The sequence below is a fragment of the Hyphomicrobium zavarzinii ATCC 27496 genome (assembly GCF_000383415.1).
GTDB lineage: Bacteria > Pseudomonadota > Alphaproteobacteria > Rhizobiales > Hyphomicrobiaceae > Hyphomicrobium_C > Hyphomicrobium_C zavarzinii.
The window spans coordinates 686,368-712,469 of sequence record NZ_KB911255.1 but is presented as its reverse complement, the minus strand read 5'-3'; the positions used below and the strand labels follow the sequence as shown (position 1 = coordinate 712,469).

At 65.6% G+C, this 26,102-nt stretch carries 24 protein-coding genes; 12 read left to right on the top strand and 12 right to left on the bottom strand.

Annotated features, from left to right (window positions below; translation table 11 throughout):
- The first annotated feature begins 205 nt into the window (after window positions 1–205).
- From purM to F812_RS0103265, 3 genes are all read left to right on the top strand, one after another.
- The gene (purM, locus tag F812_RS0103275; RefSeq protein ID WP_020084529.1) at window positions 206–1,336 is read left to right on the top strand and encodes a phosphoribosylformylglycinamidine cyclo-ligase; all 1,131 of its coding nucleotides are present in this window, start codon (window positions 206–208) and stop codon (window positions 1,334–1,336) included.
- A 4-nt stretch (window positions 1,337–1,340) separates the two neighbouring features.
- Window positions 1,341–2,006 (top strand): phosphoribosylglycinamide formyltransferase, encoded by a 666-nt coding sequence (gene purN, locus F812_RS0103270; protein ID WP_020084528.1) that lies wholly within the window; start codon window positions 1,341–1,343, stop codon window positions 2,004–2,006.
- Window positions 2,007–2,364: 358 nt separating this feature from the next.
- A complete protein-coding gene (locus tag F812_RS0103265) occupies window positions 2,365–3,729 on the top strand; it encodes a cytochrome P450 (RefSeq protein ID WP_020084527.1) in 1,365 nt (454 codons plus the stop codon).
- 212 nt (window positions 3,730–3,941) lie between these two features.
- On the opposite strand, the gene ndk is transcribed toward F812_RS0103265, so the two are convergent.
- Window positions 3,942–4,364: a nucleoside-diphosphate kinase gene (gene ndk / locus F812_RS0103260; RefSeq protein WP_020084526.1), complete on the bottom strand. Its 423-nt coding sequence runs from the start codon at window positions 4,362–4,364 to the stop codon at window positions 3,942–3,944.
- 384 nt (window positions 4,365–4,748) lie between these two features.
- Between ndk and F812_RS22365 the strand changes: the two genes are divergently transcribed.
- From F812_RS22365 to F812_RS22360, 4 genes are all read left to right on the top strand, one after another.
- Entirely contained in the window at window positions 4,749–6,257 is a 1,509-nt protein-coding gene (locus F812_RS22365; RefSeq protein WP_040497754.1) for a DUF4339 domain-containing protein, read from the top strand.
- 10 nt (window positions 6,258–6,267) lie between these two features.
- A complete protein-coding gene (locus F812_RS0103245; RefSeq protein WP_020084524.1) occupies window positions 6,268–6,618 on the top strand; it encodes a DUF3147 family protein in 351 nt (116 codons plus the stop codon).
- 98 nt (window positions 6,619–6,716) lie between these two features.
- Entirely contained in the window at window positions 6,717–8,621 is a 1,905-nt protein-coding gene (locus F812_RS0103240) for an ABC-F family ATP-binding cassette domain-containing protein (protein ID WP_020084523.1), read from the top strand.
- 120 nt (window positions 8,622–8,741) lie between these two features.
- Entirely contained in the window at window positions 8,742–9,128 is a 387-nt protein-coding gene (locus F812_RS22360; RefSeq protein ID WP_156827195.1) for a DUF7282 domain-containing protein, read from the top strand.
- A gap of 113 nt (window positions 9,129–9,241) precedes the next feature.
- Here F812_RS22360 and F812_RS0103230 read toward each other — a convergent pair whose 3' ends face one another.
- From F812_RS0103230 to F812_RS22355, 7 genes are all read right to left on the bottom strand, one after another.
- Window positions 9,242–9,439, bottom strand: a complete 198-nt coding sequence (locus F812_RS0103230) for a hypothetical protein (protein WP_026867811.1) — start codon at window positions 9,437–9,439, stop codon at window positions 9,242–9,244.
- A gap of 113 nt (window positions 9,440–9,552) precedes the next feature.
- Window positions 9,553–11,661, bottom strand: coding sequence for a glycine--tRNA ligase subunit beta (gene glyS, locus F812_RS0103225; RefSeq protein ID WP_020084520.1), 2,109 nt, complete (start codon window positions 11,659–11,661; stop codon window positions 9,553–9,555).
- Window positions 11,662–11,846: 185 nt separating this feature from the next.
- On the bottom strand, window positions 11,847–12,320 hold the full coding sequence (locus F812_RS0103220) for a hypothetical protein (protein ID WP_026867810.1): 474 nt from the start codon (window positions 12,318–12,320) through the stop codon (window positions 11,847–11,849).
- Window positions 12,317–13,270, bottom strand: a complete 954-nt coding sequence (locus F812_RS0103215) for a glycine--tRNA ligase subunit alpha (protein WP_020084519.1) — start codon at window positions 13,268–13,270, stop codon at window positions 12,317–12,319. Before F812_RS0103215 ends, F812_RS0103220 begins: the two co-directional genes overlap by 4 nt.
- A gap of 214 nt (window positions 13,271–13,484) precedes the next feature.
- Window positions 13,485–13,706 carry a hypothetical protein gene (locus tag F812_RS0103210; protein WP_020084518.1) on the bottom strand — a complete coding sequence of 74 codons (222 nt, stop codon included), beginning with the start codon at window positions 13,704–13,706 and terminating at the stop codon, window positions 13,485–13,487.
- A 49-nt stretch (window positions 13,707–13,755) separates the two neighbouring features.
- Complete coding sequence (locus tag F812_RS0103205) at window positions 13,756–14,598, bottom strand: S49 family peptidase (RefSeq protein WP_020084517.1); 843 nt, start codon at window positions 14,596–14,598, stop codon at window positions 13,756–13,758.
- 48 nt (window positions 14,599–14,646) lie between these two features.
- Entirely contained in the window at window positions 14,647–15,441 is a 795-nt protein-coding gene (locus F812_RS22355) for a tRNA1(Val) (adenine(37)-N6)-methyltransferase (RefSeq protein WP_020084516.1), read from the bottom strand.
- A gap of 195 nt (window positions 15,442–15,636) precedes the next feature.
- On the opposite strand from F812_RS22355, the gene F812_RS0103195 reads away from it, so the two are divergent.
- Window positions 15,637–16,653, top strand: a complete 1,017-nt coding sequence (locus F812_RS0103195) for a polyprenyl synthetase family protein (RefSeq protein ID WP_026867809.1) — start codon at window positions 15,637–15,639, stop codon at window positions 16,651–16,653.
- Between the two features lie 12 nt (window positions 16,654–16,665).
- Here F812_RS0103195 and F812_RS0103190 read toward each other — a convergent pair whose 3' ends face one another.
- The 3 genes from F812_RS0103190 to F812_RS0103180 all read right to left on the bottom strand — a co-directional run bounded on the left by F812_RS0103190 (window position 16,666) and on the right by F812_RS0103180 (window position 21,553).
- Window positions 16,666–17,538 carry a 4-(cytidine 5'-diphospho)-2-C-methyl-D-erythritol kinase gene (locus F812_RS0103190; RefSeq protein WP_020084514.1) on the bottom strand — a complete coding sequence of 291 codons (873 nt, stop codon included), beginning with the start codon at window positions 17,536–17,538 and terminating at the stop codon, window positions 16,666–16,668.
- A gap of 63 nt (window positions 17,539–17,601) precedes the next feature.
- Window positions 17,602–19,737 carry a tetratricopeptide repeat protein gene (locus F812_RS26925; RefSeq protein ID WP_020084513.1) on the bottom strand — a complete coding sequence of 712 codons (2,136 nt, stop codon included), beginning with the start codon at window positions 19,735–19,737 and terminating at the stop codon, window positions 17,602–17,604.
- Window positions 19,738–19,873: 136 nt separating this feature from the next.
- Window positions 19,874–21,553 carry an electron transfer flavoprotein-ubiquinone oxidoreductase gene (locus F812_RS0103180; protein WP_026867808.1) on the bottom strand — a complete coding sequence of 560 codons (1,680 nt, stop codon included), beginning with the start codon at window positions 21,551–21,553 and terminating at the stop codon, window positions 19,874–19,876.
- A 134-nt stretch (window positions 21,554–21,687) separates the two neighbouring features.
- Between F812_RS0103180 and F812_RS0103175 the strand changes: the two genes are divergently transcribed.
- Both F812_RS0103175 and moaB read left to right on the top strand, forming a co-directional pair.
- Window positions 21,688–22,647: a uracil-DNA glycosylase gene (locus F812_RS0103175; protein ID WP_020084511.1), complete on the top strand. Its 960-nt coding sequence runs from the start codon at window positions 21,688–21,690 to the stop codon at window positions 22,645–22,647.
- 10 nt (window positions 22,648–22,657) lie between these two features.
- Window positions 22,658–23,203, top strand: coding sequence for a molybdenum cofactor biosynthesis protein B (gene moaB, locus F812_RS0103170; RefSeq protein WP_020084510.1), 546 nt, complete (start codon window positions 22,658–22,660; stop codon window positions 23,201–23,203).
- A 13-nt stretch (window positions 23,204–23,216) separates the two neighbouring features.
- Here the strand turns inward: moaB and F812_RS22345 are convergent, their stop codons facing one another.
- The gene (locus F812_RS22345) at window positions 23,217–23,948 is read right to left on the bottom strand and encodes a TIGR04283 family arsenosugar biosynthesis glycosyltransferase (protein WP_020084509.1); all 732 of its coding nucleotides are present in this window, start codon (window positions 23,946–23,948) and stop codon (window positions 23,217–23,219) included.
- 183 nt (window positions 23,949–24,131) lie between these two features.
- Here F812_RS22345 and F812_RS0103160 point away from each other — a divergent pair, with 183 nt between their 5' ends.
- Entirely contained in the window at window positions 24,132–25,241 is a 1,110-nt protein-coding gene (locus tag F812_RS0103160) for a PA0069 family radical SAM protein (RefSeq protein ID WP_020084508.1), read from the top strand.
- A gap of 110 nt (window positions 25,242–25,351) precedes the next feature.
- Complete coding sequence (locus tag F812_RS0103155) at window positions 25,352–26,020, top strand: ribonuclease HII (RefSeq protein ID WP_020084507.1); 669 nt, start codon at window positions 25,352–25,354, stop codon at window positions 26,018–26,020.
- The last annotated feature ends 82 nt before the right edge of the window (window positions 26,021–26,102 follow it).

Here is a 26,102-nt window from a genome sequence, read left to right as displayed (position 1 = left end):
GAAATCCGAACGACTCTTAGGACATGGCGCGCCCGTTGTCCGTTGCCGTTATGCCCCTGAGCTGGTAGGAGGCCCCATCTCCCTTTCACATTCGGGCGAAAGTAGGGTTTAGAGTGCTGGCGGATAACCGGTCCCGGGCTTGATCCGAAACGGAAACCGGCTTTTCGGCAACACCGACCCCGACCCGAGCGAGCTCCGAGGACTCATGAGCCAACCAGCGGACGGTTCGCCAGGCAAGAGCATCACCTACCGTGAGTCCGGGGTAGACATAGACGCCGGAAACGCGCTCGTCGAGGCGATCAAAGGCATTGCGAAATCGACCCGCCGCACCGGGGCGGATGCGGATCTCGGCGGTTTCGGCGGCCTGTTCGACCTCAAGGGCGCGGGCTTCCGCGATCCCGTGCTCGTCGCCGCGAACGATGGCGTCGGCACCAAGCTGCGCATCGCCATCGACACCGGCCGTCACGCAACCATCGGCATCGACCTCGTCGCCATGTGCGTGAACGACCTCGTCGTGCAAGGTGCCGAGCCCCTGTTCTTCTTGGATTATTTCGCCGTCGGAAAACTTGATGTGGTGACCGCCACCGCCGTGGTGTCCGGCATCGGAGAGGGCTGCCGCCAGGCGGGATGCGCCCTGATCGGCGGCGAGACCGCGGAAATGCCGGGCCACTACAAGGGCGCCGACTACGATCTCGCAGGCTTTGCCGTTGGAGCCGTGGAGCGCGGCGAGATCCTGCCGCGTCCCGACGTGGCCGTGGGCGACATCGTCATCGGCCTGCCCTCGTCCGGCGTCCACTCCAACGGCTATTCACTCGTCCGCCGCCTTGCCGCCGAGGAGAAGCTCGGCTGGGACGATCCGGCCCCCTTCGCGCGCGAGAAATCGCTCGCCGATGCCCTGCTTGAGCCCACGCGCATTTACGTCAAGCCCGTGCTCGCCGCGATCGAGGCGAGCGGCGGCGCGCTCGACGGCCCCATCAAGGCGCTCGCTCACATCACCGGCGGCGGCTTGTCCGAAAACCTGCCGCGCGTGCTGCCGCCGACAGTGGCCGCGACCGTGGACCTCACGAGCTGGCAGACGCCTGCCGTCTTCCAGTGGCTCGCCCGCGCCGGCCGCCTTCCCGACGACGAGATGCTGCGCACCTTCAACTGCGGCATCGGCATGATCGCCGTGGTCGCCAAGAGCGGAGCGGACGCCGTGCTGGCAAGCCTCGCGGCGGCCGGCGAGCGCCCGGTCGTGATCGGCGAGATCACGCCGCCCCGCGGCGAGAAGAGCTCGGCCAAGGGCAAGGGCGACGCCTGGGCCGTCACCTATGAAGGCACGCTCAAGTTCGGATGATCGCATGACAGCCAAAAAGCGCGTTGCAGTGCTGATTTCCGGCCGGGGCTCCAACATGCAGGCGCTGGTCGAAGCCGCGCGTGCCGCCGACTATCCGGCCGAGATCTCGCTCGTCATCTCGAACCGCCCCGACGCCGCGGGTCTCGCCTGGGCAAAGGCGCAAGGCATCCCCACACTCGGCCTCGACCACAAGCGCTACGAAAGCCGAGAGCATTTCGAAGGGCAGCTCCAGAGCGTCCTCGAGATGTCGCACATCGAGATCGTCGCGCTCGCGGGCTTCATGCGCCTCATGACAGCGCCGTTCGTCGAGCGCTGGCGCGACCGCATGATCAACATCCATCCCTCGCTGTTGCCGTCCTTCAAGGGGCTGCAAACGCACGAGCAGGCACTGGCAGCCGGCGTCAAGATATCCGGTTGCACCGTGCATTTTGTACGCGCGGAGATGGACGACGGTCCCATCATCGGCCAGGCCGCCGTTCCGGTTCTTTCCTCGGATACGCCCGATTCGCTGGCGGCCCGCGTTCTCGCGGCGGAGCACCGGCTCTACCCCCGCGCCCTTGAGCTTGTTGCGCGCGGTCAAACCCAACTCAAAGATGAGCGGGTATACTGGCAAGATGTTGTTAACACTGGGATTAACCAAGAGCTGGTCCTGGGCTCGCCATCTCTCTGAACGGCAGATACTGAAACCCTGCCCTGCGTCAATCGTTTCGCCACAATCGTCGCCGAGCAACGCTGCCGCATGGACAGGTCGAAATCCGGGGCACTAGACTCCCAAACTCGAACCTCTCCAACAGTAACCCCCGGAACACCAAGCAGTTGGGTTTCGTGTGCTAGAGTAATTGGGAAAGCAAGGGTCCGCATTCCCAGACCGGCACATCGATCAATGGGTTAGGCGTTAAGAAGACCCGAAGACGAGCGAAGGCAACCTCGAACCGGATGATATGGTCCGTCGGTGCATTCGCGTGAAAAGCACATGTAACTGATCGGGACCGGCAAGGCCCCACCGGATCACCCGGAGACAACTTCGCATGACCGCACAAAGCACTGAGCAGCAGTCGGGCTTCGGCCTCGGCGACGAGAGCAGCATCTGGTTCAATCTTTCTCCGCTCCTCAAGGACCCGGAGAATCCGATGCGCCTCCTGATGCAGATGGCTGAGCGCTATGGTCCCGTCATTCCCGTGAACATGGCCAACCAGCGCGTCGTGCTCGTCACCGAGCCCGAGTACTTCAAGCACGTGCTGGTGACCAAGGTCGACAACTACATCAAGTATTTCGACGGTCTGAAGCCGATCTTCGGCAAGTCGATGATCACCCACGACGGCGCGCTCTGGCAGAAGATCCGTATGCCCCAGCAGCCCGCATTCCACCCCGACGCGTTCGCCGACTACATCCCCTACTTCATCGATGCCATCAAATCGAAGATGGCCCAGTGGGGCCGCCTCGCCAAGACCGGCGAGACCTTCGAGATGGTCGAGCAGACGTGGACGCTGGCCGCCGACATGATCTGCAAGGCGCTGTTCGACCGCGACATGCCCTTCAATCCGCACTTCGTCTTCAAGTGCGTGAAGACCTACACCGACGTGTCCAACCACAAGGACATCCGCCTGAAGCGTCAGTCCGACGCCCTGTTCGAGGTCGGCGAGGAGGATACGGCGAAGGCCGTCGAGGCGTGGTGGAGCGTTCCGCCTGCCGTCTTCGCGGCCGACCCGCGCGAGGAGCGCGAGAAGACCCTGCTCAAGATGATCGAGGCGGCCGTTGCCGACCCGAGCATTCCCGAGTTCGACAGGCAGCAGGCTATCGACGAGATCAAGCAGTATCTGTGGGCCGGCACGGAGACGACCGCGCTGACGCTCGCCTGGGCGATGTACCTCACCTCGAAGCATCCCGAGGCCGCCGAGCGCATCCGCCGCGAGGGCGAGGCCGTCTGCGGCGATCGCGAGCCCACGGCCGCCGACTACTCCGCGCTCCAGTACACGCGCTCGGTCATCCAGGAGACCATGCGCATCTATCCGCCGGTTTGGAGCCTCATCCGCGTCGCCACCCAGCCGGACGTGATCGCAGGCAAGGAGATCAAGCCCGGCGACCGCATCGTGCTGTTCGGCTACGGCGCGCACCACAATCCGAAGTTCTGGAAGGACCCCGAGGCGTTCATCCCCGAGCGCTGGATGGACAAGACCCAGAAGCAGGTGAAGTACAGCTACATTCCGTTCGGCGCGGGCAAGCGCTCGTGCATCGGCGGCGCCATGAGCCAGGTCGAGAACACGCTGGCGCTTTCGATCCTGCTGCGCCGCTTCCGTCCCGAGTATGTCGGCCTCGAGCCGCCGGGCATCAACGCGACGGTGACGCTCACGCCGCGCGGCGGATTGCTGTTCCGCGTTCGCGAGCTGAGCTGAGCTGAGAAAGCGAATAACAGCCAGCTCATCTCTTGCAGGCGTATCTCCCCGCCTTCGTCGGGGTGACGGAACGTAAGGCGACGCGTCCCACAACCGCGGCCACAGGCCGGGATCCAGACACGTCTCCGAAAAACACGGCCGCTGTTTGGACCACGCAATAAAAAACGGGCCTCGAACGAGGCCCGTTTTCGTTTCAGATCGGTCCGGCCGTTTTAGCCGACGATCTCGTCAGCCTTGAAGAAGAGGCCGATCTCGCGCTGAGCCGATGCCGCGCTGTCCGAGCCGTGCACCGAGTTCTCGCCCTTCGAGAGCGCGAACAGCTTGCGGATGGTGCCCTCTGCAGCCTGCGCCGGATCGGTCGCGCCCATAACTTCGCGATACTTGGCGATGGCGTTCTCGCCTTCGAGCACCTGAAGCACGATCGGCTCCGAGGTCATGAACGTGACGAGTTCGCCGAAGAAGGGACGCTCCTTGTGCTCGGCATAGAATTCCTGCGCCTGGGCAGTGCTGAGCTTCACGCGCTTCTGAGCGACGATGCGCAGCCCCGACTTTTCGATCACGGCGTTCACGGCGCCGGTCAGATTACGCTTCGTCGCGTCGGGCTTGATGATGGAGAAGGTGCGCTCAATGGCCATCGTAAATCTCTCGAGTTCTGTGTTGCATCTTGAATTTTATGACATTGGGGCGGCTTATAGGACCGGCGTCTTCCCCCAAGAAAGGCGGCGCCTTAACGCAGGCAGCAAGTCTCGGGTGCCAGCCGGGCAAAAATGCCCTGTAAAAGCCCGGATTCAATGTCTGATCAGACGTTGATGTGCGGAGATTGCATAGACTATCCCTGGTGTCCATGACGAACGTTTGAAACAACATGAGATGCAGCGGCATCTTGTGGAGTGTAGCGGACACCAACGGATGCTCATGGGCGGGGTGACTTTCGGGGCGGAGCTTGCCGGCGTCAGGCGGTTCTAAAGTGAGGGACGGGGGGCTTGGACCAGTTTTCCCTCTTCATGGTATGAGCAGGCATGAGCGGATCAGAGACGGACATTCAGTGGTTTATTGCCCGGGACGGCAAGCAGCACGGGCCGGTATCGGACGTCGAGCTTAAGAAGCTCGTCGAGCTTGCTCATTTGAAGGCGAACGACCTCGTCTGGCGCCAGGGTTTCACCGACTGGCGAACTGCCGTCTCCGTGTTCCCGTCCATTGCAGATCCGGCTCCCGCAACCCAGGCAGCCCCCGCGTCACCCGCCGCCCCGGCCGCCGTTTCGCCGTCCGCTGCACCCGCTGCCAGCGCTTCTACGGCCCCGTCTCAGCCGCAAGCCGCGTCCGCTCCGCAAACCGCCGCCACCGCTCAGCAGCGCGCGCCCCTCTCTGCAACGACACCGTCCTCCTCGCAGCCCGCCGCAGGGGCAGAGAGCTGGCGAACCCCCGGCGAGCCCGCGCGCGCCAACCCCCTGACGACAGGCGCTGCTCCGGGAGCGGCAGCCGGCAACCCCGTCACCGGCCGCCCCGCTGCCGGCACCGGCCCGCGCCCCGATGGCGCGTACCCGTCGCCCGCGGTTATGCCACGCACCACCACCGACAGCCGCAAGCCGTCCGAGATGCCCAAGCAGCCGGCTCGCGGACGCGGGCGCAGGCTCGCTCTGGTGGCAACCGGCCTGCTTGCCATGACCGGAGCCGGGGCTTGGCTCAGCAGCCAGTACAAGGACCAGATCCTCGCCTTCATCCAAAGCCAGAGCGGCGGCAGCGCCACCGGCGAGGTGAAGACCGCGAACGCCATTCCGCCCTCGCCGCCGCCAACCGCTGTGGCCGAGCCCGCGGCGGCCCCACCCGCGTCGGGCGCTGCCGAGGCGGCCCCCGTAACACCTGCGATGCTCTCGCCCGACGACGTGGACCGTAAGCTGCAGGGCCGCACCACGTGGGTCTCCATCAAGCAGGAGTTCCCGGACTGGTATCAGACCCGCGTCGCCGAGGTCGCGCGCCTCTCCTCCGAGCACAAGGACCAGGCCGAGATCACGCGCTATCTGGTCACGGAGTTCGTCCAGCTCCGGCGTGAGAACGCGAAATTCGCGCTCGCCGCCAGTACCACGCGCCACAAGGAGGTGGCGTCCGCGTTTCTCGCCAACCTGAAGCAGCTTTCGGCCGAGAGCGGAGACGGCTGCTACGACTTCATCTCGAAGGGCGAGACGAGCACGGCAATCGTCGAGCGCATCGACGACCCGGCCAAGAACTCCGAGATCGAGGCGCAGATGGTTGCGGTCGTCGCCGCCATCGCCGAGGGCCGTAAGCAGCCGAGCGACCACGCTGCGCCTGTGAAGACTGATTATGACGTTCTCGCCGGAGAGCTCGGCCGCCTCGGCTGGACCCAGGCCGACATGCAGCTCTTCGCCAACCCGCGCGAGCTTGCGAAAGCGCCCCGCGAGCGCGTCTGCAACATGCTGAAGGACTGGTTCACCGCGCATCTCTCCATCCAGGACCCCAGCACCCAGGAGCGCCTGCTTTTCGAGACGCTGAAACCGGTGGTCTCGGGCTAAGGCACTCCCGATGCTCGACCAACTCATCAAGGTTCTGCTGACGAGCGTGCTGGTGGTCACGGCTTCGGAAGCCGCCAAGCGCAGTGTCGTGCTTGGGGCGCTGATCGCCTCGCTGCCCCTGACGTCGATCCTGGCGATGATCTGGCTCTATGCCGACACTCGCGACCCGCAACGGCTGGCGGCCTTTGCGACCGGCATCTTCTGGCTCGTCTTACCGTCCCTCGTCATGCTCATCGTCCTCCCCCTGCTGCTGCGCAAAGGCTTCGCGTTCGCGCCGAGCCTTGCCGTCTCGGTGGCGGCGACCACGGCCAGCTATCTGGTCATGCTCCGGCTCCTGAAATGGTTCGGCATCGCGATATGAGCCAGCCAGGGTGACACACGGGGAGCGCGCCACTCGCGACACCACGTCCGCAGCAACCCGTGACAATTCCGCCGCGAGCGGCTATTCGCTCGCACACCATGCTGCACATCAACGACCTCACCTACCGCATCGAAGGCAAGCCGATCCTGGAGGAGGCGACCGCCGCCATTCCCGAGGGCCACAAGGTCGGCCTCGTCGGACGCAACGGCGCGGGCAAATCCACGCTTCTGAAGCTGATCGCAGGCGATCTCCACGCCGATCAGGGCACCGTCACCATTCCGCGCGGCGCCCGCATCGGCCGCATCGCGCAGGAGGCGCCCGGCGGTGATGAAAGCCTCGTCGATTGGGTGCTCTCGACCGACATCGAGCGCGCGAGCCTGCTTGCCGAAGCCGAAACGGCGACCGACCCGCACCGCATCGCCGAGATCCAGATCCGCCTCGCCGACATGCGCGCCCATGCCGCCCCGGCCCGCGCCGCGAGCATCCTCGCGGGCCTCGGCTTCGACGAGGAAGCCCAGCGGCGCCCCTGCCGCGCCTTCTCGGGCGGATGGCGCATGCGCGTCGCGCTCGGCTCCGTGCTGTTCCTCGAGCCCGACATCCTGCTGCTCGACGAGCCGACCAACTACCTCGATCTCGAAGGCACGCTCTGGCTCGAAAGCTATCTCAAGAGCTATCCGCACACCGTTCTGATCGTGAGCCACGACCGCGATCTTCTCAATCGCGCGGCAGGCGCCATCCTTCATCTCGATCGCGGCAAGCTTACGCTCTACACCGGCGGCTACGATGATTTCGAGGAGACGCGCCGCGCCAAGCAGAGCCTCGTGCTGAAGCTCAAGAAGAAGCAGGACGACGAGCGCCGCCGCATCCAGGCGTTCATCGACCGCTTCAAGGCCAAGGCCACCAAGGCCAAGCAGGCCCAGAGCCGCGTGAAGGCCCTCGCCAAGATGCAGCCCATCGCATCACAGGTGGAGGACCGCGTGGCGCCGTTCGCGCTGCCGAGCCCCGAGAAGCCGCTCGCGAGCCCGCTCATTCGCATCGAGAAGGCGACCGCCGGCTATGATCCAGCTCATCCCATTCTGGCCGGGCTCGACCTGCGCATCGACCAGGACGATCGCATCGCGTTGCTCGGTGCCAACGGCAACGGCAAATCCACCTTCGCCAAGCTCGTGGCGGGCAAGCTGGCACCACTCTCGGGCAACGTGTTCGGCACGAACCGCGTTTCGGTCGGCTACTTCGCCCAGCACCAGCTCGACGAATTGAACCCGCTCTCGACGCCCTTCGACTACGTCGTGAAGCTGATGCCGGAGGCGACGGAGGCCCAGCGGCGAACGCGCCTCGGCACCTGGGGCTTCGGCGCCGACAAGGCCGATACGAAATGCGGCAACCTCTCGGGCGGCGAGAAGGCGCGCCTGCTGCTCGCGCTCACCGCTTTTCACGCTCCGCACCTGCTCATCCTCGACGAGCCGACCAACCACCTCGACGTCGACAGCCGCGAGGCGCTGATCCACGCCATCTCCGAGTTCGAAGGCGCCGTCATCCTCATCAGCCACGATCGCCATCTGGTGGAAGCCACCGCCGATCGCCTCTGGCTGGTCGCGAACGGCACGGTGAAATCCTACGACGGCGACATGGACTCGTACCGTGCCGAGTTGCTGCAAGCCCGCGCGCCCCGTGGCGACCGGAAGGGAGCGGCCGATACGGCCTCGCTCGACACCCGCGCCAGCCGCGCCGATCAACGCAAAGCTGCTGCCGACCGGCGGGCCGAGCTGGCGCCGCTCAAGAAAGCCATGCAGGCCGCGGAGAAATCCGTCGAGCGTTTGACGGCGGAGCTGGCGAAGCTCGACGAGGCGCTCGCCTCTCCCGATCTTTACGCCGATGCCGCCAAGGCGAGCCGCATCTCGCTCGAGCGTGGCCAGACGGCGAAGCGTCTCGCGGAGGCAGAGGAAGCCTGGCTGATGGCAACCAGCGCCTATGAGGACGCTGAACAGTCTGCGAGCGCCTGAGGACCCGCAGGGAACCCATCTCCATCCTCCGCGTTTTTCCAGCACAGGAGGCGTGCGGCGCACATCGAGGCGCCGCGAGCGCGTGGCGCCGTCTCCGCAACAAACATGGAGGAGAAAATCATGATCAGGCATGGAGCGGCACTTGCGGCGGCGCTGACGCTTGGCGCACTCACCGCGCACGCTGCGAGCATGATTTCACCCGACGGCCTCAAGGCATCGGAAAGCGCTGTGACGGTCGGCGCGGTCACGGCGGAAAAGGATGGCTACCTCGTCGTGCACGCCACGGACTTCACGGGCACGATCCCCGGCACAGTCATCGGCCACGCTCCCGTGAAGGCGGGTGAGAACACCAGCGTTGCGATCACGCTCGAACGCAAGGCGAAGGCCGGCAGCAAGCTCATCGTGATGCTGCACGAGGAAGGCAACAACGACACAACCTTCGATTCGGCCGACAAGCCCGCCACAAGTGGCCGCGGGCCGGTTCAGCAGATCGTGACCGTGGAGTAAGCGGGCCAACCCCAAGGCGGCTCGAGACCCGACACGGATCATGAGCAGCCGGCGGTCCCCTCAAGGCCGCCGGCAACTTGTCGTATGGAAGCTTAGAAAAAAGACCGCGCCGGTCAGATCATCTGATCGAGCAGCATGCGCGCAATCGCCTCTGGCTCCGCCGAGCTTTCCGCGCGCGCGGTGCGCCGCGTAACGCCCTCGGTCGCCCAATAGAAAACAGTCACCACGTCGTCTTCCACGACGAAGGTCGCATCGTGATGTTTTCCGTCCTTCGCGATACTGAACGCAGTGGGCGGATAGCTCGTCTCCATCTTCGGCCCCTCCTGCAAAAGCACCTTCGACGATGCGCGGAAAGATACCGTGAATCGGCCATTTGGCACGTACGTGCGATTACCTAGATGCCTCGCCGCACTGGCTCGCGCAGTTAACCCGCGATCTTCGAGAAGTCCGCAACCGTCAGAGTTGCAGCGCGGATCTCAGAGAGCAGCTTGAGGCGGTTGGCGCGCAGCGTGGGGTCGGCGTCGTTAACCGTAACCTTGTCGAAGAAGTGGTCCACGGGCGCGCGCAACTCCGCGAGCGCATTCATCGCGCCCTTGAAGTTCTCGACGTTGATCGCCGCCACCGTATCCTGCTTCACGCTCTCGATCGCCGCGGCCAGAGCGAGCTCTTCCTTCTCCTTGAGCAGCTTGAGATCGTAGCCGCCCGTATAGCTCGCCTTGTCCTTCTTCTCCTCGATGGAGAGGATGTTGGACGCACGCTTCACGCCCGCCAGCAGGTTCGCGCCGTCATCGGTCTTCAGGAACTCGCCGAGTGCTTCCACGCGGCGCACGATCAGCGCGAGATCATCCTGCCCTCCGAGCGAGAACACCGCGTCGATGAGATCGTGCCGCGCACCCTTGTCCTTGAGATAGACCTTGAGCCGGTCGGCAAAGAAGGACAGGAGATCGACAGAGGTCGAGCGAACGGACTGCCCCGCCCACGTAACCTTGCCGGCTGCCCCGAGCTTGTAGTGGCCAATGGCCTGCTCGAAAGCGTGGATCAGCGGCACCCGTAGATCATTCTCGATCACGATGCGGATCACGCCGAGCGCCGCGCGGCGAAGCTGATAGGGATCACCCGAACCCGTCGGCTTCTCGTCGATGGCCCAGAAGCCGACCAGCGTGTCGAGCTTGTCGGCGAGCGCGACGGCGATCGCAACCGCGTCGCCCTCCTCCTCCTTGGGCACGACGTCCGTCGGACCTTTGGGCTTGTAGTGCAGCTCGATGGCGCGCGCGATCTCAGGTTTCGCGCCCGCGTGCTCCGCATAGTAGCGCCCCATCAGGCCCTGCAGCTCCGGGAACTCGCCCACCATGCCGGAGACAAGATCCGCCTTGCACAGCTCGGCTGCCCGCCGCGCATCCTGCGGATCGGCATCCACCGCGCCCGCGATCTGGAACGCCAGCTCCTTGATGCGCTCCACGCGCTCCTTCTGCGTGCCGAGCTTCTCATGGAACGTGATGCCTTCGAGCGAGATCGCCATCTCGTCGAGCGGACGCTTGAGATCCTGCTCCCAGAAGAACTTCGCGTCCGAAAGGCGCGCGCGGATCACCTTCTCGTTGCCCGAGACGATCTGCGTGCCGCCATCCGTTGCGGTGAGGTTCGAGACGAGAATGAACCGGTTCGCGAGCTTGCCCGTCTTGGGATCGCGCACCGAGAAACACTTCTGATGCGTCTTCATCGAGGTTATCAGGCACTCGGCCGGCACCTCGAGAAAGCTCTTCTCGAACTCGCCCATCAGCACGACGGGCCATTCGGTGAGACCCGCGTTCTCGGCCAGCAGCGCCTCGTCCGCGATCAGCTCGAGCTTCCCTTTCGCCGCGAGCCCTTCCGCCTGCTCGCGGATCTCCTCCGCGCGCTCGGCAGCGTTCAGCATCACCGCATGGCCCGCGAGCTTCTCCGCATAGTCCTCGAAGCCCGTAACCTCGAACAGCTCGTTGCCGTGGAAGCGATGGCCGCGCGTCGCATTCGACGCCGTGAGCCCCGCGATCTCGAGCGGCACGATGGTTCCGTCGATCATGCAGATGATCGACTTGAGCGGCCGGATCCACTGGAACGTGCCGGAGCCCCAGCGCATGGACTTCGGCCACGGAAACTTCGCGAGCACCGACGACACGACCTCCGCCGTGATCGCCGCCGCCGGACGGCCCGGCTTCTCGATCCGCGCGACGTAGTAGTCGCCCTTCTTCTCGTCCTTCACGATCTCCGCATCGCCCAGCGAGGCGAGCCCCGCCGACTTCAGGAAGCCCTGCACCGCCTGCTCCGGCGCGCCCACGCGCGGCCCCTTCTTCTCCTCCGAGATGGCAGGCGAATGCGCGGGCACGTCCTCAATGGCGAGCGCGAGACGGCGCGGCGTCGCGAAGCTGTGCGCGTCACCGACCGCAAGGCCCGCCGCGCGCAAGCCGTCCGTCACCAGCCGCTTGAGATCGTCCGCCGCCCGCGCCTGCATGCGCGAAGGGATCTCCTCGGAAAAAAGCTCGAGCAACAGTTCGGCCATCGGCAAGTGCCTCGTGGAAGATATTCGAATGCGGGACGCCCGCGCGTCGTCGTCACAGACATACGGGGACGCTCGGGAGCGGGCAACTCGAAAGGAAAAGCCACCCGCCAAACAGAGAGAACCGAGGGCACGCGGCAGGCATGCCCTCGGTCAGAAATCGCGACAGTCGGTCGATCCGGGCGGCCTTACGGCGCCGGAGCGGACTCGGGAGCCGGAGCAGCCTCAGGCGCGGGAGCGGCTTCAGGCGTTGCTTCCGGTGCAGCCTCGGGCTGAGCCTCGGGAGCGGCCGAAGGTTGAGCCTCCGGTGCCGCAGGAGCTGCTTCCGGAGCAGGAGCCGCCTCGGGGGCCGGCGCCGGCTCAGGCTCGGGAGCCGGTGCAGGAGCAGGAGCAGGCTCCGGCGCGGCGGCGGGTGCCGCAGCAGGCTCAGGAGCAGCCGCAGGCGTCGGCGTCGCTGCCGGTGTCGGCTGCGAGCGCGGAATGTACTGGATCGCCTGCTTGCCGACGTCTTCCACCGTGCCGGTCGTGGTGAGATAGCCGAGCCCGACGATCAGCGCCGCGATGTACATCCAGAGCACCGGGCGATACCGGCCGAGCAGGATGCCGCCGATCAGAAGCGCGGGGATGGCGATAACAAGCAAACCAATATGGGTCTCGGTCACGAACGGCCTCCTTCAGTCTCGAGCCACGCAGCGCAGCACGCCTTGGCGAGCTCGCGGACGCGCAGGATATACCCCTGGCGCTCCGTAACCGATATGACGCCCCGTGCATCGAGAAGATTGAAGACGTGTGAGGCTTTTATGCACTGGTCATAGGCCGGCAAGGCCATCAGGTGCTTTTCCTCGTTTGCGCCCTTATCGAGCAGCGCCTTGCATTCCTTTTCGGCATCGCGGAAATGCTGGAGCAGAAGCGCCGTATCCGCGTGCTCGAAGTTGAAGCGCGAATACTCTTGCTCCGCCTGCAGAAAAACGTCGCCGTAGGTGAGCTTCCGCTCGTCGGTGCGCCCGTTGAAATTGAGATCGAACACCCGGTCCACACCCTGGACGTACATCGCCAGACGTTCGAGACCGTAGGTAATCTCGCCCGCGACGGGATTGCAGTCGAAGCCGCCCACCTGCTGGAAGTAGGTGAACTGCGTCACCTCCATGCCGTTGCACCACACCTCCCAGCCGAGCCCCCAGGCGCCCAGCGTCGGGCTCTCCCAGTCGTCCTCGACGAAGCGGATGTCGTTGACGCGCGTATCGATGCCGATGGCATCGAGGCTGGCGAGGTAGAGGTCGAGTATGTTCTCAGGCGACGGCTTCATGATCACCTGGAACTGATAGTAGTGCTGCAGCCGGTTCGGGTTCTCGCCGTAGCGCCCATCCTTCGGGCGGCGCGAGGGCTGCACGTAGCAGGCGCTCCACGGACGCGGGCCGAGCGAGCGCAGCGTGGTGGCCGGGTGGAACGTGCCCGCGCCCACCTCCATGTCGTAGGGCTGAAGCACCACGCAACCCTGGGCGCCCCAGAACTGCTGGAGCGTGAGGATCAGATCCTGGAAGCTTTCCTTGGGCCGGAGAGCCGGCGCAGCGGCGCTCTTGGCTTCGGCGGCCCGTGGTGACGATTTCGACATGACGCGCGTTCGCCCGAGTGGTTCTGAAGGGGGGGATGCGAGGGGCGCACTATACGCATTCGCGCCCCCATGTCACGCCGCGCGGATAAGTCCCCCGGAGCGGACAACCGTTCCGCCGGACGGCGCTGACAACCTGCCCTAGCGCGAGGCGGCACCCGGGAGCTGTTCGAGAACCTTGCCGAGGAGCTGGCGCGCTTCGGGTGACGGTGGAAGTTCAGGACGATTTGGTGCGCGGCCGGTAAACGCCCGTCTGCGGATCACGCTCCAGCGTGCCGAGATCCTTCGGAGCGTCGCGGCCGCGCCGGGCAACGGCCTCCCGCAGATCGGCCTCTCGCTTGCGCGCACCCTCCTCGGCCTCCGCCAGCAGGCGCGACACCCATTTGTAGCCGGCATAGAGGCCAGCTCCGGCGAGCATCAGAGCGAACACTTGGGGCATGACACCACCTTCTCCACGCGGGAGGTTCGTAAAAGGCCCTCCGCGCGGCTCAAAGACCGAAGCGCGACCACAGGGCTCTCAGTTCCACAGCGGACACCAGATCGTCAGCGAAAGCAAGACCTTGAGGAAGATCCGACCCGCCTCCCAGCACCGACGGCAGTTTACGCAGGCGCGACGACAGCCATCCCCGCTCCACGGGCACCACGCGCAGCCGCACGTTCTCGCCGTGCACCTCACGCATCTTCGTGCGCACGTCCGAGATGCCGTCGATGAGACCCAGCTCCAGCGCTTCCGGCGCCGACCAGAACGCACCCGAGAACAGCTCCGAATCCGGACCCTTGAGCCGCCCCACGCGCCGGTCCTTGACGACGCCGATGAACACGTCGTGCACGGTGCGCTGGATGGCCTTGAGCCGCTCGATGTCGTCCTCCTTCTCGGGCTGGAACGGATCGAGCGCGCCCTTGCTCGTGCCCGCGGTGTAGACTCGCCGCGAGATGCCGAGCTTCTCGATCGCGCGGTCGAGGCCGAAGCTCGCCGAGATCACGCCGATGGAACCGACGATCGACGAGGCGTCCGCATAGATCTCATCGCCCGCCACCGCCAGATAGTAGCCGCCCGACGCCGCCACATCCTCACAGAAGACATAGATCTTCTTGCCTTTCTCGTCCGCGAGCTGACGCAGGCGCCGGAACAACAGGCTCGACTGCACCGGGCTGCCGCCGGGCGAGTTGATGATCACCGCCACCGATTTGGCACGCGACATCGAGAACGCCTTCTCGATCGGCCCGGCGAGCGCGGCGAGGCTGAGCCCCGGCCGTAGCGGCGCGGCCATGCCGATAGCCCCGGAAAACCTCAGGACAGGAACCACGACGCCGCGGTTGAACAGCCCCATTCGATCACGTCCTTTCGCTGAGCTTCGTTATTGATGAAGCGGCGGCCATCACCGGTTCTCCGCCGCCTCCCAGTCTTTCCCATAGGCTACCGAAAGCGCCTGGCCAAGCCGGAGCACGCCTTCCGCGCCCCGGGTGAAACGCTCGTTGGCCTCGTGGAGCACAAGCCCCGGCTCGAGCCGGAACGGCGCCTTCGATCCCTTGCATCCCCTGAGCAGGATGCGGCTGGCCGCCTCCCCCTCGTGGGAATGGAGCGGCAGCGCCGAAAGCGCCCCGAACCGCCCCTTCAGTGCCTCTAGCAGATCCGGCAGCGCCTCCGTCTTGTGGACGATGAGAGCATCTCCCCCCGGACGCGCCATGCGGGCGAGAAACCGGCACCAGTCCTCGAGACCAGCTTCCGGCATGGCGTGCGCCGCCGCCTTGAGCGCGTTGCGCGCAGAGGTGCCCGCTCCTTCGGTGTGGTAGGGCGGATTGGCGATGACCTGATCAAACTGACCTTCGTCAGCCCCGAGTGCCGCGAGATCTGCACTCGCCACGCGCCGAATGTCCGCTTCTACCACGGAGACCCGCTCTCCGAGGCCGTTCCTCGCGATATTCTCCCGGGCGAGCGCCACCAGATCGGGCTCCCGCTCGAGCAGAACGACGGTCGCCTCCGGACACCGCCATGCGACCGAAAGTCCGGCGGTTCCGACCCCGGCCCCCACGTCGAGAACCCGGAACGGCGCCCCGCCCCGCCCCCGCACGGCAGCGGCCAGCATCACCGCATCGAGACCGGCCCTATAGCCTTTCAACGGCTGGAGAATATTGAGCCGTCCCCCCAGGAATGCGTCATCGCTGACGGACATGCACGAGCCTCGCTGCACCTCGTTTTTCCGGTGCGTCCCCGCCTGACTCTGGCTAAGGTGCCCGGACGATGTGTGGGGTATAAGGGCCGGCGCGGGGAGATTCCACCGGTCTGCCGCGCGCCTTGTTCAGCCGTTCGACCTGAGCTTCTGATCCAGACTGCAAGAAACGTTCGCAACAAACTAAGGAATTCGCCCGTGGGAGTTGTCGTCCCCCTCAATGAAGCCCGTGAACCGTCGCAAAGCCTCGCGCCGTTGCTCGAGCTCGTCAACGAGGACATGAACGCGATCAATCGGATCATCCTCGACAAAGCCGTCTCCCACGTCGAGCTCATTCCGAAGCTGACACACCATCTGGTGAATTCCGGCGGCAAGCGCCTCCGCCCGATGCTCGCCATCGCCGCCTCCAAGCTCTGCGCCTATCGCGGAGACGGGCATGTGCGCACCGCAGCCGCCATCGAGTTCATGCACACCGCGACGCTTCTGCACGACGACGTGGTGGACGAGAGCGACACCCGCCGCGGCCGCAAGACGGCCCGCCTCATCTGGGGCAACCAGGCCACCGTGCTCGTCGGCGACTTCCTGCTCGGACAGGCGTTCCGCATGCTCGTGGACGTAGGCTCGCTGCCGGTCCTGCGCATTCTCTCCAACGCTGCCGCCACCATCGCGGAAGGCGAGGTGATGCAGCTCGCCGCCGCCAAGAACACCGCGACCACCGAGGACGCCTACCTCTCGATTATCGACGCCAAGACTGCGGCCCTCTTTGCTGCGGCTGCCGAGGTCGGCGGCGCCATCACCAACCGCCCGGCGGACGAGCAGGCCGCGCTCCGCTCCTACGGCCGCAACCTGGGCCTCGCGTTCCAGCTCGTGGACGACGCACTCGACTACTCGGGCGACAGCGCGCGCCTCGGCAAATCCGTGGGCGACGATTTCCGCGAAGGCAAGATCACGCTGCCTGTGATCCTCTCCTTCCGGCGCGGTAACGACAAGGATCGCGAGTTCTGGAATCGCACCATCGTCTCGGGTGACATTCAGAACGGCGATCTCGAGCACGCCATCCAGCTCATGAAAAAGCACAACGCCATCGACGCCACGCTGGAGCGCGCGCGTTCCTACGGCAGCATCGCCCGCGACGCGCTCGCCATCTTCCCGGACAGCACCGAGAAGAGCGCCATGCAGGACGTCATCGACTTCTGCATCGCCCGCGCGCACTGACCGGAAAAAGCTTCAACCGATGTCCGAGGCCGCAACCCACCACGTGGGCCAAGCCGCTGCGAGCGCGGCTTCTGCGGCGGCCGCGGCTTCGGCGCTCGGAAACACGCCGAAGCAAGTCGGGCCAGCCCCCGAGAGGGCCGCATACTCGATCTGCGGCAACGACGTGAGTGCGGCGAGCACGGCTCCGATCTCCGGCACCACGGCTTCCGCGGCTGGCGCGAGATCGTTTCCGCACACCCGCATGAACGCGAGCAACCCGTCGCGATCCGCAAAACGCGGCGCAGGCGGCGCGCCATAGTGAGCCGCGAGACGCGGAGCGGCGAGAGCGCGAAACACACGCGCCGTCTTGTCAGCCGGCACATCGGCCAGCGGATTGACCAGCACGGTGTGAAGAACCGGAAGACCGTCCGGAATGTCCGCCAGTTGCTCGCCGACGCCCGTCATCCACAGCGCCCGGCTTTCGAGGCATACCGGAACGTCGGCTCCGAGTGTGAGCGCGAAACGATGCCAGTCGACAGCATTCCCGGCCTCACCGCTCGCGCGCCGTAGCACCCTCAGCAGCGCTCCCGCATCGGCCGAACCGCCGCCGATGCCCGCCGCCACCGGCAGATTTTTCTCGAGATGGACAGAGCCGGTCGGGAGTCCGGCCTCCGTCGAGGCGAGCAACTCCAGCGCACGCGAAAGTATGTTCGGACCTGAAAGCTTGTCCGCGAAAGGACCGCTCACCGTGAGCGCTCGCGCCGCGCCCGGTTCGAGCGTAACCACGTCGCCCGCGCGCGCGAACGCGACCAGGCTCCGGATCTCGTGGAAGCCGTCATCGCGACGGCCCGCCACTTCGAGCGTCAGATTGATTTTTGCCGGCGCGAATTCGCGGAAAGACGTCATCGAGCAAGCATCCGCGCCGCGCCGGCATGAGAGCAGGAGGAAAGACCGGCAGAGTAACGAGCGTTACTTCTGCTCGTTCTCACCCGATTTCGCAGCCTGCTTGCCGGAGCCGCTGATCGCTGCGGGCGCATCGACACCCGTCAGCCCGCTTTCCAGCTTCTTCTTGATCTTCGCCTCGTCCTCGGGCTCGGGCTTGAGCGAAAGCGCCTGATCCCACTGGTAGCGCGCCTCGCGCTCGCGGCCCACGCGCCACAGCGCATCGCCGAGATGGTCGTTGAGCACCGGATCGTCCGGCTTCAGCTCCACAGCCCGCTCTAGGTAACGCACGGCATCGGCGAAATTGCCCTGCATGTAGTGCGCCCAGCCGAGGCTGTCGACGATGTAGCCGTCATCCGGCTTCAGTGCGACGGCCTTCTCGATGTGCGCCATGCCTTCTTTGAGCTTGCGCCCCTGGTCGATCCACGAATAGCCGAGATAGTTGAGGATCAGCGGCTGGTCCGGATAGAGCGACAGCGCCTTCTCGAGATCTGCTTCGGCCGCAGACCAGTTCTTGAGGCGCTCGTAGCTCGTGCCGCGCGCATAGAAATAGACCCAATGGCGCCGCTCTGGCTTCGGCACCAGCGCCAGCGCCTGATCGTAGTAGGGAATGGCCTCCGCATACATCTTGCGCGCACGCAGGATGTTGCCGAGCGCATCCAGGATCTCGAGCCTGTCAGAGACGGTGAGCGGCAGAGGTTCGTCCAGCGCGGGATCAGCCTTCGCCGTCTTGGTACCGGAGGCAGCCGCGCCACCGCTGAGGATCGCGCGGAACGTCTCGGGTCCCACCACGCCGTCCGCCTTGAGATCGTTCTTCTTCTGGAAGGCCATCACGGCCCGGCGCGTCCCGTCGCCGAACTTGCCGTCCGCCGTGCCGATGTCGTAGCCGAGTGCCTGCAGCGCCTCTTGAAGCTTCTGCACGCTGTCTCCGCGATCGCCACGGCGGAGCACTTCGTCGTCAGCAAGAGAGGCAAGCTCCGGCTTCGCAGGCTCGGCAGGCGCAGCAGCTTCGGTCTTGGTCTCAGTCGCCTGCGTCTTCGACGTCTCGTCGAGCAGCGCCGAAAGCGTGGCACGCGCCTCGTCCACCCGGTCGAGCGAGTTGAGGTTGAACGCCTTGCGGATCTCAACCGCCGTCGCCAGCGGGCTGGTCTTCGGAATGCGGTTGTAGGTGTTGATGGCGTCCGCGTATTGCTTGTTGCCTTCATAGGCACTCGCGAGCGCGGCCAGCGCGAACTGATGGTCGGGCTCCACGAACAGAGCCATCTGCATGTAGAGCACGCCGACACCCACGGCGCCCTCACCGATCAAGGCTTCGCCGAGACCGTAGAACACCTCCGCCATGCCGTCCGACGGCGTCGTGACAATGGGATCGATCTTCTTGCCCGACTGCACGGCGGCGCGCAGACTCCGCAGCAACGGATGGCCGTCACCCTGAGACTTCTCGATGTGTTCGTTGATGATGGAGAGCGCACGCTTGCGATCGCCCGTGTAGGCCTCATGGCGTGCAAAGGCCAGCGCTATGCGCAGCGTGCGCGCATCCTGCCCGTAGACCTTCTCGTAAGAAGCCCGCGCCTCGGCGCGCCGCCCCGCAATGTCCGCGATCAGCGCACGATGATAGCGAAGGAAGAACTGCGCCCACTCCGCCTGCTTGGGCAGGTCGAGACGCGCCAGCGCGCCCGATATGTCGTTCTGTGCAAGCTCGACCCAGGCGACGGCCATCGCGCTCGTCAGCTCGCCGATGGGGCCCGAGCCAGCGGACTTGAAATGCTCTTCCGACTTCCGCCAGGCGCCCGCCTTGAAGTCCCGCAGCGCGAGCGCGAGTTGCGCCATGCGATGCTGCTTCTGCACGCCGACCAGATCCTCGGCCAGCTTGAAGGCGCGCGGCCAGTCTCCACGGGTAGCTTCGATCTGGAACGCCTGCTCAAGCAGAAGCTCGTTCTCGGGGTCGTGGATGAGAGCGTTCCGGTAGAACTCCGCCGCTTCCGCCGCGTCGTTCTGCGACTTGGCGATGCGCCCGGCCAGATAGCTGCCCACCAGCGAGTGCGTGCCCTCGAACGTCTCGGTCGCCTCGACCGTCTCGCCTCGCGAGAGCCCGGGAGCTCCGGCGAGACCCAAGGCCAAAAGAGGAACGAGGACGGTTAACCGGCCACGGCGAGCGCTCATTCTGTGATCCTCTCTGGGAAACCCAGCACGATTTCGGAAGAGAGTAGCAAACCTTACGGGCGGTTGGCGACTCTGCTTAAACGGTGATCCAAACGGTAATTAACCGGAATCCACCCGTGCGGGACCGAGAAGAGCCCTACATCTCGGCGTAATTCGGTCCGCCGCCACCTTCGGGGCAAACCCAGGTAATATTTTGGCTGGGATCCTTGATGTCGCACGTTTTGCAGTGAACGCAGTTTTGTGCGTTGATCTGGAAGATCGGCTCGCCCACGTCGCTCCGCACCACCTCGTAGACCCCCGCCGGGCAATACCGCTGGGCGGGCTCCGCATAGTCCGGAAGGTTGACCTCGATCGGAATGGAGGGGTCGGTGAGCTTGAGGTGGACCGGCTGATCCTCCTCGTGATTCGTGGCCGAGAAGGACACGTTGGTCAGCTTGTCGAAGGTCAGCACGCCATCCGGCTTCGGATAGACGATCGGCTCGGCCCTCTTGGCACGAACGAGTGTCGCATAATCGGCCTTCCCGTGCCTCAGCGTGCCGAAGGGCGACCAGCCGCCGAGCAGCGTCCTGAGCCACATGTCGAGCCCGCCGAACGCGATGCCGGCGAAGCCCAGCCGAGACCAGAACGGCTTGACGTTGCGCACGCGCTTGAGATCGCGCGCGATGTCGCCGCTGCGCACCGCTTCCTCGTAACCCACGATCGTATCGTGCGTACGGCCCTCAGCGAGCGCCGCCACCGTGGCTTCCGCCGCGTGGATGCCGGAGAGGATCGCGTTGTGGCTGCCCTTGATGCGCGGCACGTTCATGAAACCGGCCGCGCAACCGATCAGCATGCCACCCGGGAACACGAGCTTCGGGATCGATTGCCAGCCGCCTTCGGTCAACGCGCGCGCCCCGTAGGCGATGCGCCGCCCGCCCTCGAACACCGAGCGGATCTTGGGGTGCGTCTTGAAGCGCTGGAACTCGTCGTAGGGCGAAAGATAGGGGTTCTCGTAGTTGAGGTGGACGACGAAGCCCACGGACACGAGGTTCTTGCCGTAGTGATAGAGGAACGATCCGCCGCCCGTCTTGCGGTCGAGCGGCCAGCCGAAGCTGTGCTGAACGAGACCGGGGCGATGCTTCTCCGGCGCGACCTCCCACAGCTCCTTGAGTCCGATACCGTACTTTTGCGGCTGGCTGTCGCGCGCGAGATCGAACTTCTTGATCAGCGTCTTGGTGAGCGACCCGCGTGCACCCTCGGCGAAGAGCGTATACTTGCCGCGAAGCTCCATGCCGCGCGTGAAGCTGTCCTTGGGCTCCCCATCGCGGCCGACGCCCATGTCGCCTGTCGCCACACCCTGCACCACACCGGTCTCGTCGTAGAGCACCTCGGCCGCAGCGAAGCCCGGATAGATTTCGACACCCAGCTCCGCAGCCTGCTCGCCAAGCCACCGCACCAGCAGGCCGAGGCTGCCGATGTAGTTGCCATGGTTGCTCATGAGCGGCGGCATCAGGATGTTCGGCAGACGGATATCACCCGCCGGTCCGAGCACCAGAAAATGATCCTCCTCCACTTGCGTGGAAAGCGGCGCGCCACGCTCGCGCCAATCCGGGATCAGACGGTTGAGGCCGATGGGATCGATCACCGCGCCCGACAGGATGTGCGCGCCGACCTCGCTGCCCTTCTCGATGACGACGACGGAGATATCCTCTCCCCGCTCGCTCGCGAGTTGCTTGATGCGGATCGCGGCTGCAAGACCGGACGGCCCCGCTCCGACAATCACAACATCGAACTCCATGGCCTCCCGCTCAGGGAGGTCAGCACCATCGCGCGCCATCGTTTTCTTATCCCATCACCGCTGCTGTCGTGTCGATTTGGTCCCAATTGAAGAATGCGTCAAGCATTGTAAACAGTCCCGACACAACGCCCGGAGCGTGCATTTGGATCGCCGCGCCGGTAAAGTGCGCTTCAATGCAAACCGAAACCGACACCCGCGCGCTCGTGGCGCTTCTCGATTGGTACCGGGAGATGGGAGCGGACGCCTCCGTGGCGGACGAACCCGTCGACTGGCTGTCGCGTGGAGACGCGGCACCAGGCCACACCTTCCAGTGGCCGGAAATCACACGGGGAGAAACCGGCAGGGCTGCACCCCCGGCCGCCAATGCGCCCCCCCGCGCCCGCGAAGACGGCATGGCGCGTCCGCAGCTACGTCCGGCTCCGCAAACCCCGCCACCGGCCTCGCGGGCTCCCGCGCCGGGCTTCGAGCCGAGACCCGGCTTCTCCGCAACCCCGCCCGACGCCGCCGAGACCGCCGCCCGCGCGGCCGCGCGCAAGGCGGCAACGCTCGATGAGCTGGAAAGCGCGCTGCGCGCCTTCGACGGCTGCGGCCTCAAGGCCACCGCCAAGAACCTGTGTTTCTACAGGGGCGCGCCCCGCGCGCGCCTCATGATCGTGGGCGAGGCGCCCGGCCGCGAGGAGGATCTGGAAGGAAAGCCATTCGTAGGACGCGCCGGTCAGCTCCTCGACAAGATGCTGGCGGCCATCTCCCTCAAGGAGGAGGACGTCCACATCACCAACGTCGTCTACTGGCGTCCGCCCGGCAACCGCACGCCGACACCGCAGGAGAGCCAGGTGTGCCGTCCGTTCCTCGAAAGGCAGATGGAGCTGGTGGAACCGGACATCGTGCTGCTGCTCGGCGGTGCCGCGGCCAAACAGGTGCTCGACGTGGCAGAAGGCATCATGCGCATTCGCGGCAAATGGCGTGAGATCCAAAGCGGCCCGCGCGCCATCAAGACCATGGCGACGCTGCACCCCGCCTACCTCCTGCGCACGCCAGCAGCCAAGCGCCACGCCTGGCGCGATCTGCTCGCGGTGAGAGCCGCTCTCGATGGAGAGACGGGCACGGCGAGACGCCCCCAATCCAACGCCTGAGGACAGTCCCTTGACGAGCCGCATCGACGAAACGCGCCCATTCATTCCTGTGCGCATCGCCATCCTCACCATGTCCGACACGCGCTCCGCCGCCGAGGACAGGTCCGGCAACACGCTCGCCGAGCTGGCCGCCGCATCAGGTCATACGGTGGTCGCCCGCGCGCTCGTGCGGGACGACGCGGAAGCCATTCGCGCGCAGGTCTCGGCCTGGATCGCGGCCCCCGGGATCGACGTGATCCTCACCACGGGCGGCACCGGCTTCACCGGCCGCGATGTGACGCCCGAAGCCGTGAAGCCGCTGTTCGAGAAGGAGATCGAAGGCTTCGCGATCCTCTTCCATCAGCTATCTTTTCAGTCCGTCGGCACCTCGACCATCCAGTCGCGCGCCTGCGGCGGCATCGCGCATGGAACGCTGATCTTCTGCCTGCCGGGGTCGACGGGAGCCTGCAAGGACGCCTGGAACGGCATCCTCAAGCTCCAGCTCGACAACCGCCATCGTCCCTGCAATTTCGTAGAGATCATGCCGCGCTTCGAGGAGCATCGCCCCAAGGCGTGAGCGCGGAGCCGCCTTATCTGCGTTCTGCGAGCGGCTCGCCCACGGGCCCGGCGTCCGGCCCGAACAGATTGGCGATCCTGCTGACCGGCATACCGAGCAGGTAGAGCCCGAGCCGGGCCTGGCTGCGCACGAGCCTCGAACCATACCCGTCCCGGCGATAGCGCGCCGCGCTCGTGACGATCCGCGCGTTGAGCAGCGTGACCCGTCCGCGGCCGATGCGCCGCACGAGATCGACGTCCTCCATCAGCGGCAAGGTCGCAAACCCGCCCGCCTCCTCGTAGAGCGCGCGAGAAACCAGCAGTCCCTGATCGCCGTAAGGAAGCTTGAGCAGGCTGCCGCGCCAAGACGACAACTGCTCGAACAGGCGCGGCATCATCCCTTCGTCGTCGAGCGCGAAACGAAACGCAGCCGCCGATGGCCGCCGGCGCCCCTTTTCGACACGCTCGATGTGAAGCCCTGCCTCGCGCTCCCACCCTGGATCGAGAAACGAGTCCGGGTTGAGAAACAGAAGCCACGGAAACCGCGCCCGCTCGGCACCTGCCTTGAGCTGAGCGCCGCGTCCGGACGGCGCCTTGAGGATCTCGGCTCCCGCGCTGTCAGCAATTTCGAGGGTACGGTCCGTCGAGCCGCCATCGGCCACGATCACCTCGCGCACCAGCCCGTCGACCGCCGCCGGCACGAGCGAGGACATCGTCTCGGCCAAATGAGCCTGATCGTTGAGGGTAGGGATGACGACCGAAATCATGGGCCCTGTCTTGCACCAAGTCTTGCAGCTCAACAAGCGCCAGCGGCGCCACAGCCCGGGGTGCGGGACCATCCGCCCACGTTCAAATTAATGGGCGTTACGGGCAGTCTGGAAATTTTGTTCTTTATTTGTTCCCGATCTGCGGATACTGTCTTCGATCATGAAATCCGGCCGCGCCACCCTATGAGCAAACCCATCCCCCGCTCCGAGACAGCGCCGGAAAGCCTCGTGGAGGCAGAGCGCAGGCGCGGGCGTGGTGCACGCTCCAACCATTCCGGCCGCTTCGAGAGCGAGCGGCGTACCGTCTTCGACGACGGCTGGGAAAGCATGGGGGAGCTGGAAGCGCTCCGCACGGAAGTCTACCAGGAGCCTGCTCGCTCCATCATCACCCGCAACCAGAGCCCTGACATCTCCTTCGACCAGTCGATCAATCCCTATCGCGGTTGTGAGCACGGCTGCATTTACTGCTACGCCCGCCCGACGCATTGCTATCTCGGCCACTCCGCGGGGCTCGATTTCGAGACCAAGCTTTATGCGAAGACCAACGCCGCCGAGCTTCTGGAGAAGGAGCTGGCGAGCAAGGCCTACAAGCCGAAGGTCATCGCGCTCGGCACCAATACCGATCCCTATCAGCCCATCGAGCGCGAGCAGCGCATCACGCGGCGGATCCTCGAGGTGCTGGAGCGCACCGGCCATCCCGTTGGCATCGTCACCAAGTCCGCGCTCGTGCTCCGCGATGTCGATATCCTTTCGCGGATGGCGGCGCGCGGCCTCGCCAAGGTCGCGCTCTCCGTCACCACGCTGGACAGAACCATCGCACGCGCCATGGAGCCTCGCGCGGTCACCCCTGCGAAGCGCTTGGAGGCGGTCCGGGGCCTCTCCGAAGCGGGCGTCCCGGTGTCCGTCATGGTGGCCCCGATCATCCCAGGCCTGACCGACAGCGAGATCGAGCGCATTCTCGAAGCCGCCCGCGACGCAGGCGCTCGAGAGGCGGGCTACGTGCTCCTGCGCCTGCCGCTGGAACTCAAGGACGTGTTCCGCGAATGGCTGGCGAGCGAGTTCCCGGATCGCGCAGACCGGGTGATCAACCTTCTGCGCTCCATGCACGGCGGAGAGGACTATGTGGCGGAGTTCAAGGTCCGCCAGAAAGGCCGCGGCCCTTATGCCGACCAGATCGCGCTGCGCTTCAGGTTGGCGCTGAAGCGGCTGGGGCTCAATCAGCGCCACCACGCCCTGCGTCTCGACCTCTTTCAACCGCCCGTACCAAAAGGCCAGCAGATGCGGCTGTTATAAATCAGGCAGCGGGGAGCAGGCAGTAAGGCAGTCGGGGAACTTCCACCCACTGCCCACCTCTATCCACACCCGCCTTTGACACGCCATTAATTCCCCGCAACCCTAAGGGCATGCGGGTGGATGATTCGAGAATTGTACCGACCTTCGAGCTGGAAGCGGCCGAGCTGTCCTTGGCCGGCGGTCCGATCGTGGGCATCGATGAAGCGGGCAGGGGCCCCTGGGCCGGCCCGGTCGTGGCCGCCGCCGTCGTTCTCGACCCCGATCGCATTCCCCAAGGTATCGACGACTCCAAGGCTCTGGAGGCGGAGGACCGCGAGCGTCTGTTCGAGCGCATCAGCGCAACCGCCCTCGCCATCGGCGTCGGTATTGGCGACGTGGAGCGCATTGATCGCGACAACATCCTGGCCGCCACCATGTGGGCGATGACGGACGCGGTGAAACGGCTCTCCTGCCGCCCGCGCCTCGCCATCGTCGACGGCAATCGCGCGCCGCGCCTCTTCTGTCAGACCCGCACCATCGTCAAGGGCGACGCCAAGTGTCTCTCGATTGCCGCGGCCTCCATCGTCGCCAAGGTGACGCGCGACCGGATGATGATAGCACTCGCCCGGGAGATCCCAGGGTACGGCTTCGAGCGCCACAAGGGCTACGGAACCCCCGAGCATCGCGCCGCCCTGGTCCGCCTCGGCATCACGCCCCATCACCGCCGCTCGTTCAGACCCGTTCAACTCGCCCTCGGACTTGTCGGAGCGGAGGAGGGCGAGGCGGAGGAAGTCGTCTGAGCCATCGAGCTGGCACGGCGAACAGCTCCGCTCCCTGAGCATCTTTCCCGGTTGAGTGGCGCCAAACACCCCGGCGACGCAT

What these genes read in the sequence shown, in the direction of transcription:
- F812_RS0103230 (WP_026867811.1), bottom strand. Translation starts at nt 9,439, where the DNA reads ATGGAGACGAGCTATCCGCCCACTGCGTTCAGTATCGCGAAGGACGGA.
- F812_RS22345 (WP_020084509.1), bottom strand. Translation starts at nt 23,948, where the DNA reads ATGATTTCGGTCGTCATCCCTACCCTCAACGATCAGGCTCATTTGGCC.
- F812_RS0103155 (WP_020084507.1), top strand. Translation starts at nt 25,352, where the DNA reads ATGCGGGTGGATGATTCGAGAATTGTACCGACCTTCGAGCTGGAAGCG.
- F812_RS0103265 (WP_020084527.1), top strand. Translation starts at nt 2,365, where the DNA reads ATGACCGCACAAAGCACTGAGCAGCAGTCGGGCTTCGGCCTCGGCGAC.
- F812_RS0103245 (WP_020084524.1), top strand. Translation starts at nt 6,268, where the DNA reads ATGCTCGACCAACTCATCAAGGTTCTGCTGACGAGCGTGCTGGTGGTC.
- F812_RS0103240 (WP_020084523.1), top strand. Translation starts at nt 6,717, where the DNA reads ATGCTGCACATCAACGACCTCACCTACCGCATCGAAGGCAAGCCGATC.
- F812_RS0103180 (WP_026867808.1), bottom strand. Translation starts at nt 21,553, where the DNA reads ATGGCGCGCGATGGTGCTGACCTCCCTGAGCGGGAGGCCATGGAGTTC.
- glyS (WP_020084520.1), bottom strand. Translation starts at nt 11,661, where the DNA reads ATGGCCGAACTGTTGCTCGAGCTTTTTTCCGAGGAGATCCCTTCGCGC.
- purN (WP_020084528.1), top strand. Translation starts at nt 1,341, where the DNA reads ATGACAGCCAAAAAGCGCGTTGCAGTGCTGATTTCCGGCCGGGGCTCC.
- F812_RS0103160 (WP_020084508.1), top strand. Translation starts at nt 24,132, where the DNA reads ATGAGCAAACCCATCCCCCGCTCCGAGACAGCGCCGGAAAGCCTCGTG.
- F812_RS0103175 (WP_020084511.1), top strand. Translation starts at nt 21,688, where the DNA reads ATGCAAACCGAAACCGACACCCGCGCGCTCGTGGCGCTTCTCGATTGG.
- F812_RS0103210 (WP_020084518.1), bottom strand. Translation starts at nt 13,706, where the DNA reads ATGCCCCAAGTGTTCGCTCTGATGCTCGCCGGAGCTGGCCTCTATGCC.
- F812_RS0103205 (WP_020084517.1), bottom strand. Translation starts at nt 14,598, where the DNA reads ATGGGGCTGTTCAACCGCGGCGTCGTGGTTCCTGTCCTGAGGTTTTCC.
- F812_RS22355 (WP_020084516.1), bottom strand. Translation starts at nt 15,441, where the DNA reads ATGTCCGTCAGCGATGACGCATTCCTGGGGGGACGGCTCAATATTCTC.
- F812_RS22365 (WP_040497754.1), top strand. Translation starts at nt 4,749, where the DNA reads ATGAGCGGATCAGAGACGGACATTCAGTGGTTTATTGCCCGGGACGGC.
- F812_RS22360 (WP_156827195.1), top strand. Translation starts at nt 8,742, where the DNA reads ATGATCAGGCATGGAGCGGCACTTGCGGCGGCGCTGACGCTTGGCGCA.
- F812_RS0103190 (WP_020084514.1), bottom strand. Translation starts at nt 17,538, where the DNA reads ATGACGTCTTTCCGCGAATTCGCGCCGGCAAAAATCAATCTGACGCTC.
- F812_RS26925 (WP_020084513.1), bottom strand. Translation starts at nt 19,737, where the DNA reads ATGAGCGCTCGCCGTGGCCGGTTAACCGTCCTCGTTCCTCTTTTGGCC.
- ndk (WP_020084526.1), bottom strand. Translation starts at nt 4,364, where the DNA reads ATGGCCATTGAGCGCACCTTCTCCATCATCAAGCCCGACGCGACGAAG.
- F812_RS0103215 (WP_020084519.1), bottom strand. Translation starts at nt 13,270, where the DNA reads ATGTCGAAATCGTCACCACGGGCCGCCGAAGCCAAGAGCGCCGCTGCG.
- purM (WP_020084529.1), top strand. Translation starts at nt 206, where the DNA reads ATGAGCCAACCAGCGGACGGTTCGCCAGGCAAGAGCATCACCTACCGT.